Below are 16,946 nucleotides of genomic sequence, written 5' to 3'. Positions count from 1 at the left end.
AATGGTAACAAAACAGAAAATTTTAATTGTAGATGATGACGAAAATATTGCAGAGCTTATTTCTCTGTATTTGACAAAAGAATGTTTTGATACAATGATGGTGCACGACGGCGAGAGCGCTCTCACCGCTTTTGATACGTACCAGCCGAACCTTATCCTGCTGGATTTGATGCTCCCGGGCATTGATGGCTATCAGGTATGCCGGGAAATCCGTTCCAGATCACAGACACCTATTATTATGTTGTCTGCAAAAGGTGAGGTTTTTGACAAGGTTCTGGGATTAGAACTGGGCGCCGACGATTATATCATGAAACCTTTTGATTCTAAAGAAATGGTTGCCAGGGTGAAGGCCGTCCTTCGCCGCTACCAACCCGCCAGACAAGAACCTGTTTCCCAGGATCGCGGCAAATGTGTAGAATATCCGGGAATCACTATTAATCTAACCAACTATTCTGTTCTGGTAGATGGAAATAACGTCGATATGCCGCCGAAAGAGCTGGAATTATTATATTTCCTCGCATCCTCCCCTAATCAGGTATTTACCAGAGAACAACTTCTGGATCAAATCTGGGGATATGAATATGTAGGCGATACCCGTACCGTTGACGTCCACATCAAACGTCTGCGGGAAAAAATCAAGGATCATGCAGGCTGGAGCCTCAGCACAGTCTGGGGCATCGGTTACAAATTTGAAGTAAAATAAATAGGGAGCTATTTATGAAAAGGAAAACAGCAAAAAAACAGAGTACTTCGCAGCCGCAGAGTACTCTGTACTTAAAATTTATAATTGTATATATCATCTTTGGTTTTTTACTCTTTTTTACTGCCGCCACGTTGACCTCCGGCCTGACCTGGACGGCTTTGAAAAAATCTGAAGCCGAATCCTTATACCAGGAGGCAACTGTAACCGCCGCAGACTATCTGCCCGCTTATTTTTCCGACTCCGCTTCTTCTTCAGATATTCACACTCAGCTAAACGGAATGAAAGCTTACACGAATGCTGCCATATGGTTTGTGGACAAAAACAGGAACTTGATTGCATCCGCACAGCCGGATGACTATCCCTCTCCTCCCACCTCCATTGAAGACTTCAATCCGGCAGAAAGCGGTAGCAGCACCTGGCAGGAGGGTGACTACCATGGATATTTTGAGGAAGACGTACTTACTGTAATTGCCCCGGTGACACAGGGATTTTCCATAAAAGGATACCTGCTTATCCATAAACCTTTATCAGACATTAGTCCGCGCCGCGATATGTTTATGAGAAACGTATATATAACTTTAGTAATTATTTACTTACTATCTTTTATTATCCTGCTGGCATTTCAATTCATGGTACACCGGCCTCTGCGGAAAATCACAGAAGCCGCAACCCAGTACGCCTCCGGCAATCTGGACTATGAAATTCCGGTTACCACCCAGGATGAAATAGGTTATCTGTCTGCTTCATTAAACTATATGTCATCACATTTACGTGATATGGAGGATTATCAGAAGAAATTCGTAGCAAATGTATCCCACGATTTCCGCTCACCGCTAACCTCCATTAAAGGTTATGTAGAAGCAATGGCAGACGGCACGATTCCTCCTGAACTGCAGGAAAAATATTTAAAAATCATTTTATTTGAGACGGAACGCCTGACAGACCTGACCCACGATTTACTGGCTCTGAACGAATTTGACACCGAGCAGCTCCTGCTGGACAAAACCTCCTTCGACATTCATGAGGTCATAAAAAACACCGCCGCTTCCTTTGAAGGAACCTGCACACAGAAGAGAATCTCCATCGAGCTGCTCCTTGCCACCAAGGTTCTAAAAGTATACGCCGACAAGCGAAAAATCCAACAGGTTCTTTACAATCTCATTGACAACGCCATCAAATTCAGCGAACCGGATTCTACCATCACCGTTGAGACAACAGAACGGGGAGACAAAGCTTACATCTCCGTCAAAGATTACGGATGCGGGATTCCCCGGGATTCCCTGAATAAAATCTGGGAGCGTTTCTATAAGACAGACGCTTCCCGCGGCAAAGACAAAAAAGGCACCGGACTTGGGCTTGCCATCGTAAAAGAAGCCGTCCAGGCACACGGAGAGAATATCAACGTCATTAGTACGGAAGGCGTCGGTACAGAATTTATCTTTTCACTGCAATTGGGGACGTAGTAAAGTGTCATTTTACTACGTCTGCAATTGCAGTTTACCCTGTACCCAACCGCATTTTGCCCTGTACCTAATTGCAATTACCGAAACAGCTGCGGCATCTCCGGCTGCCCGAATTCATCCGCCGTACTGCACACAGCAATCTTCGCTTCTATGCCTTCTATCTCATATTCCTGATAATGCCAGACATCCTTTATCGCCTCCGGCTGTCTTGCCAGCACAGCGCCATCCTCACTATCAAACTGCACTTCAAAGCTTCTCATATCCAATTTCATTCCCAGCCTTGTTGCCTTCATAAAACTTTCTTTCAGCACCCACAACCGATAAAAAGCCTGCCTTTTTTCTTCTTCTGTTTTTTTACTCAAAATATAGGAAACCTCTCCTTCAGAAAAGAACCGCTCTGCAAGTCTTTGCCTTTTTTCGTTGTATTCTCCTGCCACCTCAATGTCACAGCCTAATTTCACCTCCGGGAATACACCCTTGCCATCATCTACAGAACACAATACATATTGCCCGGAATGGGACAGATTAAAAACAGTCTCCCCGGAAATCCCATAGGCTTCCCGCATCCGCATCAACAAAATCCACACACCTACACTCTGTGCTTTCCCCTGCATATCCTGTATCTTATCCGCCTTTTCTTTCCGGAAATCCGGTACCAGATTATAATATTTTCTATAAATACTGCTTTCGCAAAGCGGTGTAATGTCCGCTGCCCAAGTCTGAATCATCCCAAACACCTGCTCCTTTCATCTGTTGCAGAACAATCCTGGAATCATTATCATATAACAGTTCATCCCGCGCCATTCGCAAAACGCATCTACGATGCTTCTCCGCTGCTATGCAGCTATTTTTGCTCATAAAATGGCGCTCCGCTCATAAGCCGGATTGTTACCATTATATAAATTATTTTGGGTATGTACAATAGTTTTTCAAAGTGCTATAATATACATATGCAGATATGGTTCATCGGTAGAACGCTAGCTTCCCAAGCTGGAAAGGCGGGTTCGACTCCCGTTATCTGCTTTTTTGTTTTTAATCTTTTCTTAAGATTTTTTCGATTTCTTTTAGAGTTTGAAAACATTTTGGACACATTTTTCTATTATACTAGAGTCAGATAGTTGATAGAGATTCAACTATCACCCCCCTCATAAAGTAAAACACCGCTGGGGGTACACTCCCCACGGTGCACACTTTACTCTCATTCCTTTAGATAACTATAAAAGCAGAAGTCCGCTAACCCTTGTGGTTAGCGGATTTTCTCTGTTAAATACCCTTGTGCACTTTTATCCTATTTGTATTTGGAAGTATGATTCTCCATCTCTGACATACGCGCTTCCACATTAATCTTAGAAGTATCATAAAGTTTCGCAGCCACTTCCGGAATATCGGTTTCATATACTCCGCCTTCCCCACCTAATTTGATATGAGCCACAATCGTATATTTCCTTCCGCTCAGGCCTGATAGTATTTCAGACATATATTTTTTCTCCCTTGGTTATAATTAATTTCTCATATTATTTTCCACAAACCGGGCACTTTCCACTGCCACCGCATTCTTCACAGACAATTTCCCCAGTCCCATCGCAAGTATTGCAAATTCCATCTCCTCCGCAATATGTACACGATCTGGTTTTGACATCACTTCCAACTGTACTGGATGGACTGAACACCTCTACTACACCGTCTCCGCCACATTCAATACATTCTCCATCGGAACAATTATTTGCATTGGGGCATCTCACGGTTTTCTCTCCAAAACATACGTCACACTCTCCCAAACCACCGCATCGCGGACAATCGTCATCGTAGACAACTGTATCATCATTATCACCATCATCATTATCGTTGTCATTGTCTGAGTTACGGGATCCATTTCCCAATTGGTTCATTTTCTCAACAATAGGGTTGACTTCCCCTACTGCAAAATCTGCTGTGTACTTAGTCTCTCCCCAGCCGCTTTCTACCCCGCCACACTGTTTCGCATCCTGTATTGACAAATGAAGCTGGTAATGCAAATCTTTCGAATCACTGGAATTCAATTCCAAAGTATAGCTGCCATTAACTTTACTTATCACATAACTATACTCCGTAGAATCGTTGATCTTCTCCCAGTTTGTCTTATATAAATATGCACTGAATGTATAACCATGTGCCTTATTGCCCCGTTCAAAGTCATCTTCCGCATAGTTACCGTCGGGCAAATTGTAGCTGATCTGCATCATAAGCTTATATTCTTCTTCGCCGTCACGATAATTGTAAAAAGAAGCCCGAACATAAGTGCCAACACCGGAATCGTTCACCTCTTTGCATTCTCCCATGAAAAATACAACTTCTTCCCCATCGATTTCTACGGTTGCATAATTACTGGTTGGATCCTGATATTCTTCTGTTGCAGTCACTTCTTCAAAAGTTTCCGCATTCTCAAGAGTCTTTTCTTTTACAAAACCATCGTCATCCACATCATCATATGTGATATCTTCGACCACATCACCATATATGATATCTTCAGCCACATCTTCATTCGTTTCAATATTCCGATTCGATGTATCTGCTGAAGACCCACACTGACTCAGTATACAAATCAGAATAATACACAAAACCACTATCAAAATGATGTAAGGCAGCTTCTTTTTTCCATTGCGTTTATCCTTGTTCCCCGTTTTTCTTTCACGCCTCTTTGCTTTATTGTACGGATTCGTATCATTACCTTGCTTGCTTGTCAACGAAACATTACATTCCGGGCATACACTAACCAAATCCGAATAAACTCTGTTACATCTTGGACATCTTTTCATAAATTTCTCCCTTACTGACATTTCCTCAAAAACAACATTTTTTCTGTTTTCTTCTATAAATTGCATTGATATTATCAAATAGCGTACATCTTGACAGACTCCTACATGTCTCATATTATACTGTAAAATTGCCTCCGATACAAGTATTTTACAGATTATTCTTTGGATTATCTATCAGAATCTATCAGATTTCTTCTTTTTATCACAAAGAAGCCTATATTCCCTTTGCTTTTGCGGTGGCTATTTCCTCCATTCATCTAAAACAAAAGAAGGCGTGACCCACATGAGTCACGCCTTCCCCTGAAATTTATCCATTATAAAGAATTCATGCTGTATGCAATTGGAAGAGACATTCCACGAAAGGATTCGGAACTTAAAAAGTCTGGAATCTGTACTAACGGGGCTTTTTCACCGGAATACTGATATTCATTCCCAGAATATTTTTCACAAGCCAGATAAAAAATATAATAACCACAATCGGTATCACGCACGAAGTCACAATCATCACCGCCAGCGCTTCAACAAAATCATTCAGAATATTTTCTACTTTCTCCACAACTCCTGACACGCCATCCGTTATTTTAGAGAAGAATCCCGATAATACCCCGCTTTCGTCGTCCTCACTTTCATCCGAATCCCCCGCACTTCCTTCTATTTCTTCTGTCGCCTGTCTGGCAGATTCAATCGTTTCATTAATGGAAGACTCGTAAGTTCGCTCTATCAGATTCGACAGCTGCACACTCGCCGGTACAATCAGCACAATTGCTATTCCAAACACAATCAATTTATTTGCAAGCCATTTACATGCCTTTTCTTTATAAAAAACACTCACTATATATAACACGCAGGCGGCGGGAATCAATATGGAAAATGCAGCGTAACCCGTAATTGTCACCAAATATTTTTCCAGATAAATCGCACACAGGACCACCAGGAAATATGTACTTAAATCTGCAAGCTTCTCTGCTATGGGAGTCGCCGTATCGCCCGGAATCAGAGTAATTGCCGCAGATGCCGCTGTAGATGCCGCCGTCAGTTCCATTACGGTGTTCCTCTTTTCATCCAGAGATTCAATCGTTTTCGCATGAAATTCCGGTGAGGCTGCAGCTCTGCTTACACCAAAGATGGAAATCAGGGCTATTATAAATGGAATGATTATTCTTGCTGCTTTTTTTAAATCAACTTTCATCCTATATCTCCTTTACAAATGCCAGACAATCCTTCAGAGAGCCCGTATAATCTGCAGTAATCGGCAGATTTTTCTTATTTTCCACGCAATCTGTCACAAGATAGGTTTTTATCCCCAGTTTTCCGGCCGCCAGATCGTCTTCCACGTCATTTCCTACCATCAGACATTCCTCCGGATTTAAAGCAAATTCCTTTAAAATCTCCTCATAATACTTCGTATTTGGTTTACAGTAACAGTAATTCTCATAGGTAGTAATTATGCGGAAATCCTCCGCCCGAAGCCCGGCCCAGCGAATCCTGTTCATCGTCGCCACTCGTGGGAACACCGGATTGGTCGCAAGATACACCTGTATACCCTTCTCCTTCGCCGCCCGGATAATCTCCCCCGATACAAGCGTCGGCTGGGTTGCATGAATCGCCTTATTAAAATCTCCGCCATAGAAATCTATGGTATCCCGCACCAGCTCTTCCCGGGAGAAGGGAAGGTTTTCCTGAAAACACTTCCAGAAAACCTCTTCATTTGTACAGCTTCCATCATTTGCTACCATTGCGGCAAATCCCTTCCATATGTACCCGATAAATTCTTTCTGCAAAATTCCCCTGTCCACAAAGCGCTCTGCCAACAGAGGCAGATAATATTCCACAAACTCATCCTGCTTCATCGGAAGCAGCGTTCCATCCAGGTCAAATAATATATGTTTAATCTTCACTGCTGTTTCTCCTTTCTTTTTCGCTATGAAATTTATTATAACAAGCTGTCGGCACAGTTGCCAGTCCCAGATACACAACATTGCTGCTTTTTCCCATTCTTTAATTAAATTTACTTTCCAGAGCATTTTTCTGTTGACATTACATGTTAGTTTACATATAATACGTACTGATTTGTTTGATGATACGCTGAAATTTGTTTCTATTAATAGAAAAAGATCGTACCTGTAAGCGACACAGATACGATCCTTTTGTTTTTATATTCTTTTTGTACTGTTGGATCATAATGCCAACCGTCTTTTCATTACTCTACGTCTGCCAGAGCCGCCAGATCTTCTTCGCCCGTGCGGACCTTAATTACCTTATCCACATTGTATACAAAGATCTTACCATCTCCGATATGTCCTGTATACAGTGCTTTCTTCGCAGCGTCCACTACCTTATCTACCGGAATATTTCCTACGATAACCTCAACCTTAACTTTCGGAAGCAGGGTTGCGTCCATCTCAACTCCACGGTATTTTTCGCCGGCGCCTTTCTGAACGCCACAGCCCATAACCTGCGTTACCGTCATACCGGTTACACCAATATCATTCATGGCTTTCTTTAAGCGGTCATATCTGGACAATTTTGCAATAATAGAAACTTTGTACATTCCAGTCTCTGTAACAGGCATTTTAACAACTTTAACGGCCGCATTTTTCATTGCGTCAGAAGCTGCATCGAAGCTCTCCACGCCAAGGTCTGTATTTTCATTTACATCCATAGTCATGGTGTTAGAAATATCCATAATACTGAAGCCCGCGTAAGCTGAAGGAAGTCCATGTTCTGTTGCATCCAGTCCGACAATTTCTTCTTCTTCTGAAACACGAAGGCCTACAGTTGCCTTAATTGCAAGGAAAGCGATCGTAATCGTGACTGCCGTCCATGCTGCAACCGACGCAAATCCAATCAACTGAAGTCCAAGCTGCTCAAAACCGCCGCCGTAGAATAGACCTTCTTTAATTCCTGCCGTCTCAAATGCCGGTGAAGAAGATGTTGCAAACAAACCAACTGCAATTGTTCCCCAGATACCATTTAAACAGTGAACTGCAACCGCACCGACCGGGTCGTCAATCCGCAGTTTTTCATCCAGAAGCCATACACCGAATACTACCAGCACACCAGCTACCGCGCCAATTACAGTTGCACCAACTACATCTGTAACATCACAAGGAGCTGTAATTGCAACCAGACCTGCCAAAGATGCATTCAGACACATAGATACATCTGGTTTTCCATATTTCACCCATGTAAAAATCATACACACGACTGTTGCAACTGCCGGTGCTACTGTTGTAGTCAGGAAGATAGAAGCAAGTTCATCTACCGTTGTAGCAGCAGCTCCATTGAACCCGTACCAGCCAAGCCACAGGATAAATACACCAAGACAGCCAATTGGAAGGTTGTGACCGGGGAATGCGTTTACTTTGACGATCTTACCGGATTCATCCTTCGTAAACTTACCAATACGGGGTCCAAGGATCTTTGCTCCAATCAATGCGGAAATGCCGCCTACCATATGAATCGCACAAGAACCTGCATAATCATGGAAGCCTATCTGTGAAAGCCAGCCGCCGCCCCAGATCCAATGTGCCTCAATTGGGTAAATCAATGCAGAAATCACTGCAGAATAAATGCAGTAGGATAAAAATTTTGTCCTTTCTGCCATAGCCCCTGATACGATTGTTGCTGTAGTCGCACAAAATACCAGATTGAATACGAAAGCAGACCAATCAAAATTCGCATAATTGGTAATAATATCGAATCCGGGCTTTCCGATTAACCCAAGGAAATCTTCTCCAAGTAACAAACTAAAACCTATCAGGATAAACATTACTGTTCCGATACAGAAGTCCATCAGGTTCTTCATCAGAATATTTCCCGAGTTTTTTGCCCTGGTAAATCCTGCCTCCACCATAGCAAATCCCGCCTGCATCCAGAATACCAGAGCAGCTCCGATTAAGAACCAGACTCCAAAGACCTGATCACTTACAGCGCTTAAAATTTCTTCAGCCATAATAAATCCTCCTCTTCCTTTTCATAAATACAAAAAAGGAGATTCCGAGAACTTTCGTTCTTCAAAATCTCCTTCGATATGCCAATTATATTACAGGAATGACATTTTTTTGTCAATAATGCTATTGCATAAATCCTCGCATTTTTTTAATACTTTTTTGATAAATTTTACCAAATTTTAATTATTCTTTATTATTTTGAGCATTTAAAGAGTAACTCATCCCATCTTCTGTCAACTTCTTTCTGGAATTCCTCAATCAGATATTCATTCTCTTTTTTGAATAAATGTTTAAATCTTCCCTGCGGTCTTAAGAAGTCTTCAATCGGCAGCTTCTTCTTCGGCTCATAATTCAAAATCCACTTGCCCTCTACCACCTCAAACAGCGGCCAGTAACAGGTTTCTACACCCAATTTACAAATTTCCATAATATCCGGTGTATGATATCTCCATCCACGGGGACAGGGCGCCATAACATTTAAAAATGCAGCTCCCGGCGTATAAATCGCCTTTTCTGCCTTGATATGAAGGTCTTTGAAATTCTGGACAAATGTAGTCTGTGCCACATATGGCACGTCATGTGCCGCAATGATCGCAGCCAGATCCTTTCTGTTCTGCGGCTTGCCGTTGCTCTTACTTCCTACCGGAGTAGTCGTCGTATCCGCGTACATCGGTGTTGCAGAAGAGCGCTGGATTCCCGTGTTCATGTAGGCACCGTTATCATAGCAAACGTACACCATATCATGATTTCTCTCCATCGCCCCTGACAGAGACTGGAAACCAATATCATAGGTACCGCCGTCTCCGCCGAAAGTAATGAATTTATACGTTTCATCCAGCTTTCCTTTTCTCTTTAACGCTTTATATGCCCCTTCCACGCCACTCAGCGTAGCGCCTGCATTTTCAAATGCATTGTGGATGTAGCTGTCCTCCCATGAAGTATAAGGATAAGTAAATGTAGATACCTCCAGACATCCGGTGGCATTGCCGATCACTGCCTTGTCACCTTCATGCAGACCCCGGAGCACATTTCTTACTGCAATTGTTCCGCCGCATCCGGCACACATCCTGTGGCCCGGCGCCAGGCGTTCCGGTTTGTTCATTGTCTCTTTGAAATTATAACTCATCTTTCGCACCCCCTTATTCCCTGATTCCCAGATAACGATAAGTCTCGCCTGCGTCACCGGTCTTTACAATCTGATCCAGGGTCTCGAAAACACCTTCCATGTCTTCCACACGCACGTCGCGTCCGCCAAGACCATAGATATAATTTACCGCAAAAGCCTGCGAACGGGCACGGAATAAGGCCGCCATCACGTCTGCGCCCAACGGTCCGCCATGGTTCGTGTATCCTTCAGCCCGGTCCATAACCGCAACCGCTTTCACATGGGAAAGCGCCTCAGCAATCTCATCAGCCGGGAACGGACGGAACAGACGGATCTTAATCAATCCAACCTTTTTGCCTTCCGCACGCAATCTGTCAATGGCATCCTTCGTTGTACCTGCCGCTGAACCGATCATCACCACTGCCGTCTCCGCGTCTTCCATGCAATACTCTTCAAACAGTCCGTACTCTCTGCCGGACAACGCAGCAAATTCCTTCGCCACATCAAGAACTACTTTGCTGACATGTTTCATGCCCTCCGCCTGATTACGCTTTGCTTCCATATAGTAATCCGTAATGGAATAAGGGCCGACTGCCATCGGACAGTCAGGATTCAGGAGATAATTCTCCGGTTCATACTCGCCCACAAAATTCTTAACCTCTTCATCTTCCAGAAGTTCAATATTCTCTACCGCATGGCTGGTAATAAAGCCATCCTGGCAAATCATAATCGGAAGCCTTACATTCTTATGCTCGGAAATACGATACGCCTGCACCATATTATCGTATGCTTCCTGGTTATTTTCCGCATAAATCTGGATCCAGCCTGCATCTCTTGCTCCCATACTGTCGGAATGGTCGCAGTTAATATTAATCGGCCCGGATAAAGCGCGGTTCACCAGCGCCAGCGCTAACGGAAGACGGTTGGAAGCCGCTATGTACAATTCCTCCCACATATAAGCAAGACCGCAGGAAGACGTCGCCGTCAGACTTCTTGCACCTGCTGCTGAAGCACCGATTGCAGCACTCATAGAACTGTGCTCACTCTCTACAGGAATAAATTCCGTATCTACCAATCCATTTGCCACAAAAGAAGCAAAATACTAGGGAATCTCTGTTGATGGGGTAATGGGAAACGCCGGAAATACATCCGGGTTAATCTGTCTTAAGGCAGTTGCCACTGCCTCGTTGCCTGATAATCTGTCTCTTTTCGCCATCCTATTTCACCCCTTCCATCGTAATTGCACCAAAAGGACATGCCTTTACACAAATACCGCACCCTTTACAGTGATCATAATCAAATGCGCCTCTCTTCTTGTCCTTCACCGGTATACAGCTATCCGGACATACCGGAACACAGAGCAGGCACTGCTTACATTTCTCTTCAATAAATTCCGGCTTGTCCGTAGACCACTCACCGGTATTAAATGCCTTAGAAGTTCCCGCTCCGGCAATTACCATCCCCTCCGTCAGGTCCTTCCAAGTCGCTTTCACGCCTAATTTTGTGATGTCTGCTGCCATTACTGTACCTCCTTTAACGCCATCTCGAGAGCCGCCATATTGCCGTCAATTACCTCCGGCTTGCTGGCAAATTTGTGCGAAAAAGATGCCCGCATCTCCCTTAAAAATGTCTCTTCATCCATAATCCCCGCTACCTTAACGATTGCTGCAAGAAGCGGTGTGTTCGGAAAATATTTTCCCATAGCTGCCATAGATACCTTATGGGCATCTATCGTATACACTTTTCCTTCATATCCTTTTAAATGCGGAACAATCTCTTCCTTACTCCGCTGTGTATTAATAAGAATTGCTCCATCCTTCTTAAGGCCACTGGTAACATCTACTGCTTCCAATAAAGATTCATCTACCACAACTACATACTGCGGCTCGTAGATATTGGAATGAGCGCGGATAACTGTGTCGCTGATCCGGTTATATGCCGTGATGGGCGCGCCCATACGTTCCGGCCCATATTCTGGAAATCCCTGTACATATTTTCCGGTCTGGAACGCCACATCCGCAAGCAGAAGCGCAGCCGTCTTGGCTCCCTGGCCGCCGCGGCCGTGCCATCTGATTTCTGTAAGGTTGCTCATGTCTTCTCTTCCTTTCTTCTGTAAGTTAATGTTTATATTTTACTGTATGAAAGCGCTGATGTCCACCAGATTTTATAGATGCTTTTTCATCTTTTTTTCACACTTTTCCCATATTTTACCCACATTTAACATTTAAACTGATATTGAGGAGGGAAACACATGGCAAATCAATATATTTTTCAAAGAGTAGAAAAGAAATACCAATTAACCCCAGAGCAATACAATGCATTTTTACATGCTATCCAAACCAGGATCCAGCAAGACGAGTACGGCCTTCACACCATACATAACATTTATTATGATACTCCGTACTATGACCTGATCCGGGATTCTATTGAAAAACCCAAATACAAAGAAAAGTTTCGTGTCCGCGGTTACGGCAGAATCACCGACGACAGTCCTGTATTTCTGGAAATCAAGAAAAAATACAGCGGCGTCGTGTACAAACGGCGCACGTCTCTTCCCATGTCCCGGGCCAGACTTTTTCTGGAGACCGGGCTTTTGCCGGAAAACAGCGATCAGATTATGCAGGAAATTGCTTACTTTATGCAGTTCCATCATCCGGAACCTAAAGTATATCTTGCCTATGACCGGATTGCCTATGTTGGAACAGATATACCGGAACTAAGGATTACCATAGACCGCAATATCCGAAGCCGCTATCACCGTCTGGAACTGGACTACGATAAAGATTGTCATATCCTGAATAATCAGATTTATCTGATGGAAATAAAGGTTCCCGCCGCCTATCCTTTGTGGCTGGCAGACATTCTGTGCAATCTGCAAATATACCCGATATCTTTTTCAAAATACGGAGCTGTCTATACTAATTCTGTAAAAAGCGGGGAACTTCATCCCTGGCTGGAAGCCTAAGGAGGAAACAATAATGTTTACAAGTATACTTAATGGAATCGAAGGAAATTTATCAATTCAAAACGCACTGCTTTGTACCGCCGTATCCCTGACACTGGGCATCTTTATTGCCATTCTCTATATGTTCCAGGGGTCTTACACCAAAAACTTCGTCGTCACACTGGCAATTCTCCCCGCACTTGTCCAGCTTGTCATTATGCTGGTAAATGGAAACGTGGGAACCAGCGTGGCCGTTCTCGGAACCTTCAGCCTAATTCGCTTCCGCTCTGTCCCCGGAAGTTCCAGAGAAATCGTCAGTATCTTCTTTTCTATGGCAGTGGGACTCGCAACCGGAATGGGCTTCCTTACATTTGCAGGCATGATGACCGTACTTACCGGAGTCGTGTTCTTACTTCTGATGAAGACCCCCTTCGGCGAAACCGGTTCCGCCGACAAAGACCTTCGGATCACCATTGCTGAAAATATGGACTATACCGAAATTTTTGAAGATATTTTTCGGAAATATACTTCCAAATCCAGCCTTCAGCGCGTAAAAACAACCAATCTGGGAAGCATGTATGAACTGGAGTACCACATTACGCTCAAAGATTCCAAACAGGAAAAAGAAATGATTGATGCTATCCGGTGCCGGAACGGAAATCTCACGATTATCTGCGGACGCCGTTCCAGTATCCAGGAAGAATTATAAGGAGGCGCGCCATTATGAAAAGAAAAACTGTACTCATACTTCTCATGAGCCTTGCACTTCTATCTGCGGGCTGCAGCCAGGCAGACACCGTCAAAACTGCCGCCTCAGAAAACACAACATCTTCCACCGGTGAAGACCACGCAATTGAGAGCACGGTAACTCTCACAGAGGGAAAATACAGCGAAGAGAAACTGGACGCTGACTGGAAGGAAAGCACTTCCACACTTCTAACTCTAAAAGAAGACACTATCACCTGTGAAGAAGATTCCGTCAGTATAGACGGAAGCACAGCAACCATTACAAAAAGCGGAACCTATGTATTAACAGGTGAGCTTTCCAACGGGCAGATTATTGTAGACACAGGAAAGGAAAGCAGCACAAAACTGGTTCTCAATAACGCAGCTATAAACTGCAGTACTTCCGCTGCTGTCTATATCAAAAGCGGAGACACCGTGGTTACTCTGGCGGAAAATTCAGAAAACAGCATAACCGACGGTTCAGAATACATATCTGACAGTGAAGAAAATCCTGAACCGGAAGCTGCCATTTTTGCAAAAGACGATCTCACATTCAACGGTACCGGCAGTTTGACCGTATCCGGCAATTATAATCATGCGATTCAGAGCAAGGATGCCTTAAAATTTGTAAACGGAAGTTTTACCGTTACTTCCGTAGGCGACGGGCTTGTCGGCAAAGACAGCGTATCCATCAAAGACGGGGACTTTACCATAACCTCCGGCGGCGATGGAATCAAAGCAACCAATACAGAAGAAACCGACAAAGGTTACATTATAATCGAAGACGGTTCCTTTCAGATAACTACTGAAAAGGATGCCATTCAGGCTGAAACCCTCTTGCGAATCAATGACGGCACTTTTGATATTCAAACGGGTGGCGGCAGCGAAAATGCCGTACAGTCAGGCGGCGCTCCCGGTGGGCAAATACCACAGAGCGAAGATCCGGGAATGGATAGGCAAATGCCGCAAGGTGAAAATCCGGGAATGGATAGGCAAATGCCGCAAGGCGAAAAACTAACGATGAACGAACAGACGCCTCAGAGCGAGCCACAGACCGATGCTTCCACAGAACCAGACAGTACAAAAGGGTTGAAATCCTATGTAGAGCTTATTGTCGAGAGCGGCGAATTTACCATAAATTCCTATGATGACGCTCTCCACAGCAATCAAAATGTTACCATTGACGGAGGCAGCTTTACGATTACCAGCGGAGACGACGGCATTCATGCCGACAACTGCCTGACTGTCAACGGCGGTTTCATTGACATACAACAAAGCTATGAAGGACTGGAAGGATTCGATATTATTTTAAACGACGGCAATATAAAAGCAGTTGCCAACGATGACGGTGTAAATGCCGCAGGAGATAATGATAGCGCCTCTAACCCCGAAACGGATTACAGCGCAGAAGACACCTCCACAAACGATGCGGACAATATGAGCGATATGAGACGCGGCGGGGAAAGTATGGAGCACGGCGGCGTCATGGGTGCTATGGCCGGTGAAGATCAGGGAGCGACCTTAACTATCAATGGCGGTACCCTGTACGTAAATGCCGAGGGCGATGGTCTTGATGCCAATGGAGATATTCTGATAAGCGGCGGCGAAATAACCGTCCACGGTCCGACAAATGGCGGCAACGGAACCCTTGATTATGCTTCCGAATGCCAGATTACAGGCGGCACATTTCTTGCCGTAGGAAGTGTTGGTATGGTACAGAATCCAAGCGATACCTCTACACAACCGGTAATAATATGCTCCACAAATCAATCTATTTCAGCTGGAACTACAATTACAGTCAAAGATAGCGGGGGTGATACGATTGCCGAAATCACGGCAGAAAAAAATATACAGTGGTTTTCTATATCCACACCGGCTCTAAAAAAAGGAGAGACTTATACCGTCTGCGTAGGAGATACGGAAACAGAAGTCACACTTGATTCTGTATTAACACAACTTTAAAGCTGCTATAGCCAGAAAGTGCCACCTCTTGCCATCCTCTAATGTGTTTGATACAATGATTGTGGAAGTGCGTAGCACGGAACCCTAAAGGACTAGCTACGCGTCGCAATCCGCAGGCATCATAGTTGGGGCTTTTGCCCCCAACATCAAATATATTAGAGGATGGTGAAAACACTTATGAAGCTTACAATTCTAGGAACCGGAAATGCAGCTGTAACAGAATGTTATAACACTTGTTTTGTATTTTCTGACAACAACCGGCACTTTCTGGTAGACGCCGGCGGCGGTAATCAGATTTTAAAAAAACTTAAAGACGCTGATATTCCACTGTGCGAAATTCACGATATCTTTATCACTCACGAACACATAGATCATCTGCTTGGCCTGATCTGGCTGATTCGCATGATTGGGCAGAATATGAACCGGGGAACATACGAAGGTAAACTTCATATTTACTGTCACGAAGATCTGCCCGATATTATTCAGACCATTGCCAGTCTTACAATTCAGAAAAAGGTGTTCCGGCATATTGATGAAAGGATACTTCTTCATTCTGTACATTCCGGAGAAACACGAAAAATTCTGGGATGTGATGTTACATTTTTTGACATTGAATCCACAAAAGCAACGCAGTATGGATTCACTATGATGCTGCCAAACCGTAAAAAATTCACCTGCACAGGTGACGAACCTTACAATCCGGCAAATTATGCATATGTAAACGGAAGCGATTGGCTGATGCATGAAGCCTTCTGCCTTTTCCGGGAGGCAGATATTTTCAACCCTTATGAAAAGCATCACAGCACGGTAAAAGAAGCCTGCCAGACTGCGCAGGAACTAAACATCCCGAACCTGATTCTCTATCACACGGAAGACAAAAATATAAAAAACAGAAAACGGTGGTATACCGAAGAAGGCCGTCAGTATTATCATGGCAATCTCTATGTTCCCGACGATATGGAGTGCTTCGAGCTGTAATCACCATCATAAATCGACCCAAGGGCGCCATAAAAAGCGCCCTTTTCACTCAATTCAGCCTCTCTCCCAGAAGTCTCCTTAGCTCTTCATTTTCTTTTCTTTGCTGCTCCAGTTCCTTCTGGCTCTCCTCCAGCTCCTTCTGGCTCTCCTCCAGCTCTTTCTGGCTCTCTTCCAGCTCCTTCTGGCTTTCTTCCAGCTCTTTCTGGCTCTCCTCCAGCTCCTTCTGGCTCTCCTCCAGCTCCTTTCTCCTTCTCTCCGCTTCTTCTTTCATATCATCAATCATCAATTTCACCGTATTTTCATCCATTTCCCGCAAT

The 16,946-nt window shown here is 44.1% G+C and carries 17 protein-coding genes and 1 tRNA gene; 7 read left to right on the top strand and 11 right to left on the bottom strand.

What is annotated here, in order from left to right; translation table 11 throughout:
• Position 1 precedes the first annotated feature (1 nt).
• Positions 2-703, top strand: coding sequence for a response regulator transcription factor (locus tag OCV99_RS12920; protein ID WP_158371121.1), 702 nt, complete (start codon positions 2-4; stop codon positions 701-703).
• Positions 704-717: 14 nt separating this feature from the next.
• Positions 718-2,166, top strand: coding sequence for a sensor histidine kinase (locus tag OCV99_RS12915; RefSeq protein ID WP_158371120.1), 1,449 nt, complete (start codon positions 718-720; stop codon positions 2,164-2,166).
• Between the two features lie 77 nt (positions 2,167-2,243).
• On the opposite strand, the gene OCV99_RS12910 is transcribed toward OCV99_RS12915, so the two are convergent.
• Positions 2,244-2,894, bottom strand: a complete 651-nt coding sequence (locus tag OCV99_RS12910; RefSeq protein ID WP_158371118.1) for a 4'-phosphopantetheinyl transferase family protein — start codon at positions 2,892-2,894, stop codon at positions 2,244-2,246.
• A gap of 224 nt (positions 2,895-3,118) precedes the next feature.
• Here OCV99_RS12910 and OCV99_RS12905 point away from each other — a divergent pair.
• Positions 3,119-3,189 (top strand) — tRNA-Gly (locus OCV99_RS12905).
• 265 nt (positions 3,190-3,454) lie between these two features.
• On the opposite strand, the gene OCV99_RS12900 is transcribed toward OCV99_RS12905, so the two are convergent.
• The 9 genes from OCV99_RS12900 to OCV99_RS12860 all read right to left on the bottom strand — a co-directional run bounded on the left by OCV99_RS12900 (position 3,455) and on the right by OCV99_RS12860 (position 12,111).
• On the bottom strand, positions 3,455-3,643 hold the full coding sequence (locus OCV99_RS12900; RefSeq protein WP_158371116.1) for a hypothetical protein: 189 nt from the start codon (positions 3,641-3,643) through the stop codon (positions 3,455-3,457).
• A gap of 37 nt (positions 3,644-3,680) precedes the next feature.
• A complete protein-coding gene (locus OCV99_RS12895) occupies positions 3,681-4,961 on the bottom strand; it encodes a hypothetical protein (RefSeq protein ID WP_158371114.1) in 1,281 nt (426 codons plus the stop codon).
• Between the two features lie 394 nt (positions 4,962-5,355).
• Entirely contained in the window at positions 5,356-6,150 is a 795-nt protein-coding gene (locus OCV99_RS12890) for a hypothetical protein (protein ID WP_158371113.1), read from the bottom strand.
• A gap of 1 nt (position 6,151) precedes the next feature.
• Complete coding sequence (locus OCV99_RS12885) at positions 6,152-6,859, bottom strand: HAD family hydrolase (RefSeq protein ID WP_158371111.1); 708 nt, start codon at positions 6,857-6,859, stop codon at positions 6,152-6,154.
• A 302-nt stretch (positions 6,860-7,161) separates the two neighbouring features.
• Entirely contained in the window at positions 7,162-8,916 is a 1,755-nt protein-coding gene (locus OCV99_RS12880) for an ammonium transporter (RefSeq protein WP_158371109.1), read from the bottom strand.
• A 191-nt stretch (positions 8,917-9,107) separates the two neighbouring features.
• Positions 9,108-10,040, bottom strand: coding sequence for a thiamine pyrophosphate-dependent enzyme (locus OCV99_RS12875; RefSeq protein ID WP_158371108.1), 933 nt, complete (start codon positions 10,038-10,040; stop codon positions 9,108-9,110).
• 13 nt (positions 10,041-10,053) lie between these two features.
• Positions 10,054-11,106 carry a hypothetical protein gene (gene porA, locus OCV99_RS12870; protein WP_331490735.1) on the bottom strand — a complete coding sequence of 351 codons (1,053 nt, stop codon included), beginning with the start codon at positions 11,104-11,106 and terminating at the stop codon, positions 10,054-10,056.
• Between the two features lie 130 nt (positions 11,107-11,236).
• Positions 11,237-11,539: a 4Fe-4S binding protein gene (locus tag OCV99_RS12865; protein ID WP_158371106.1), complete on the bottom strand. Its 303-nt coding sequence runs from the start codon at positions 11,537-11,539 to the stop codon at positions 11,237-11,239.
• A complete protein-coding gene (locus OCV99_RS12860; RefSeq protein ID WP_158371105.1) occupies positions 11,539-12,111 on the bottom strand; it encodes a 2-oxoacid:acceptor oxidoreductase family protein in 573 nt (190 codons plus the stop codon). The genes OCV99_RS12865 and OCV99_RS12860 overlap by 1 nt, the downstream gene beginning before the upstream one ends.
• Before the next feature lie 159 nt (positions 12,112-12,270).
• Here OCV99_RS12860 and OCV99_RS12855 point away from each other — a divergent pair, with 159 nt between their 5' ends.
• The 4 genes from OCV99_RS12855 (at position 12,271) to OCV99_RS12840 (ending at position 16,629) form a co-directional block, all read left to right on the top strand.
• Entirely contained in the window at positions 12,271-12,984 is a 714-nt protein-coding gene (locus OCV99_RS12855) for a polyphosphate polymerase domain-containing protein (protein ID WP_158371103.1), read from the top strand.
• A 13-nt stretch (positions 12,985-12,997) separates the two neighbouring features.
• Entirely contained in the window at positions 12,998-13,672 is a 675-nt protein-coding gene (locus OCV99_RS12850; RefSeq protein WP_158371102.1) for a DUF4956 domain-containing protein, read from the top strand.
• A gap of 14 nt (positions 13,673-13,686) precedes the next feature.
• Positions 13,687-15,651, top strand: a complete 1,965-nt coding sequence (locus tag OCV99_RS12845) for a carbohydrate-binding domain-containing protein (RefSeq protein ID WP_158371100.1) — start codon at positions 13,687-13,689, stop codon at positions 15,649-15,651.
• Positions 15,652-15,828: 177 nt separating this feature from the next.
• The gene (locus OCV99_RS12840) at positions 15,829-16,629 is read left to right on the top strand and encodes an MBL fold metallo-hydrolase (protein WP_158371099.1); all 801 of its coding nucleotides are present in this window, start codon (positions 15,829-15,831) and stop codon (positions 16,627-16,629) included.
• 49 nt (positions 16,630-16,678) lie between these two features.
• Here the strand turns inward: OCV99_RS12840 and OCV99_RS12835 are convergent.
• On the bottom strand, positions 16,679-16,946 hold a 268-nt coding region (locus OCV99_RS12835), incomplete at its 5' end, for a coiled-coil domain-containing protein (protein ID WP_331490734.1).

This window comes from Dorea acetigenes (assembly GCF_025567385.1).
Classification (GTDB): Bacteria; Bacillota; Clostridia; order Lachnospirales; family Lachnospiraceae; genus Claveliimonas; species Claveliimonas acetigenes.
The sequence above is the reverse complement of the archived record's forward strand: the minus strand, read 5'-3'. Positions and strand labels throughout refer to the sequence as shown.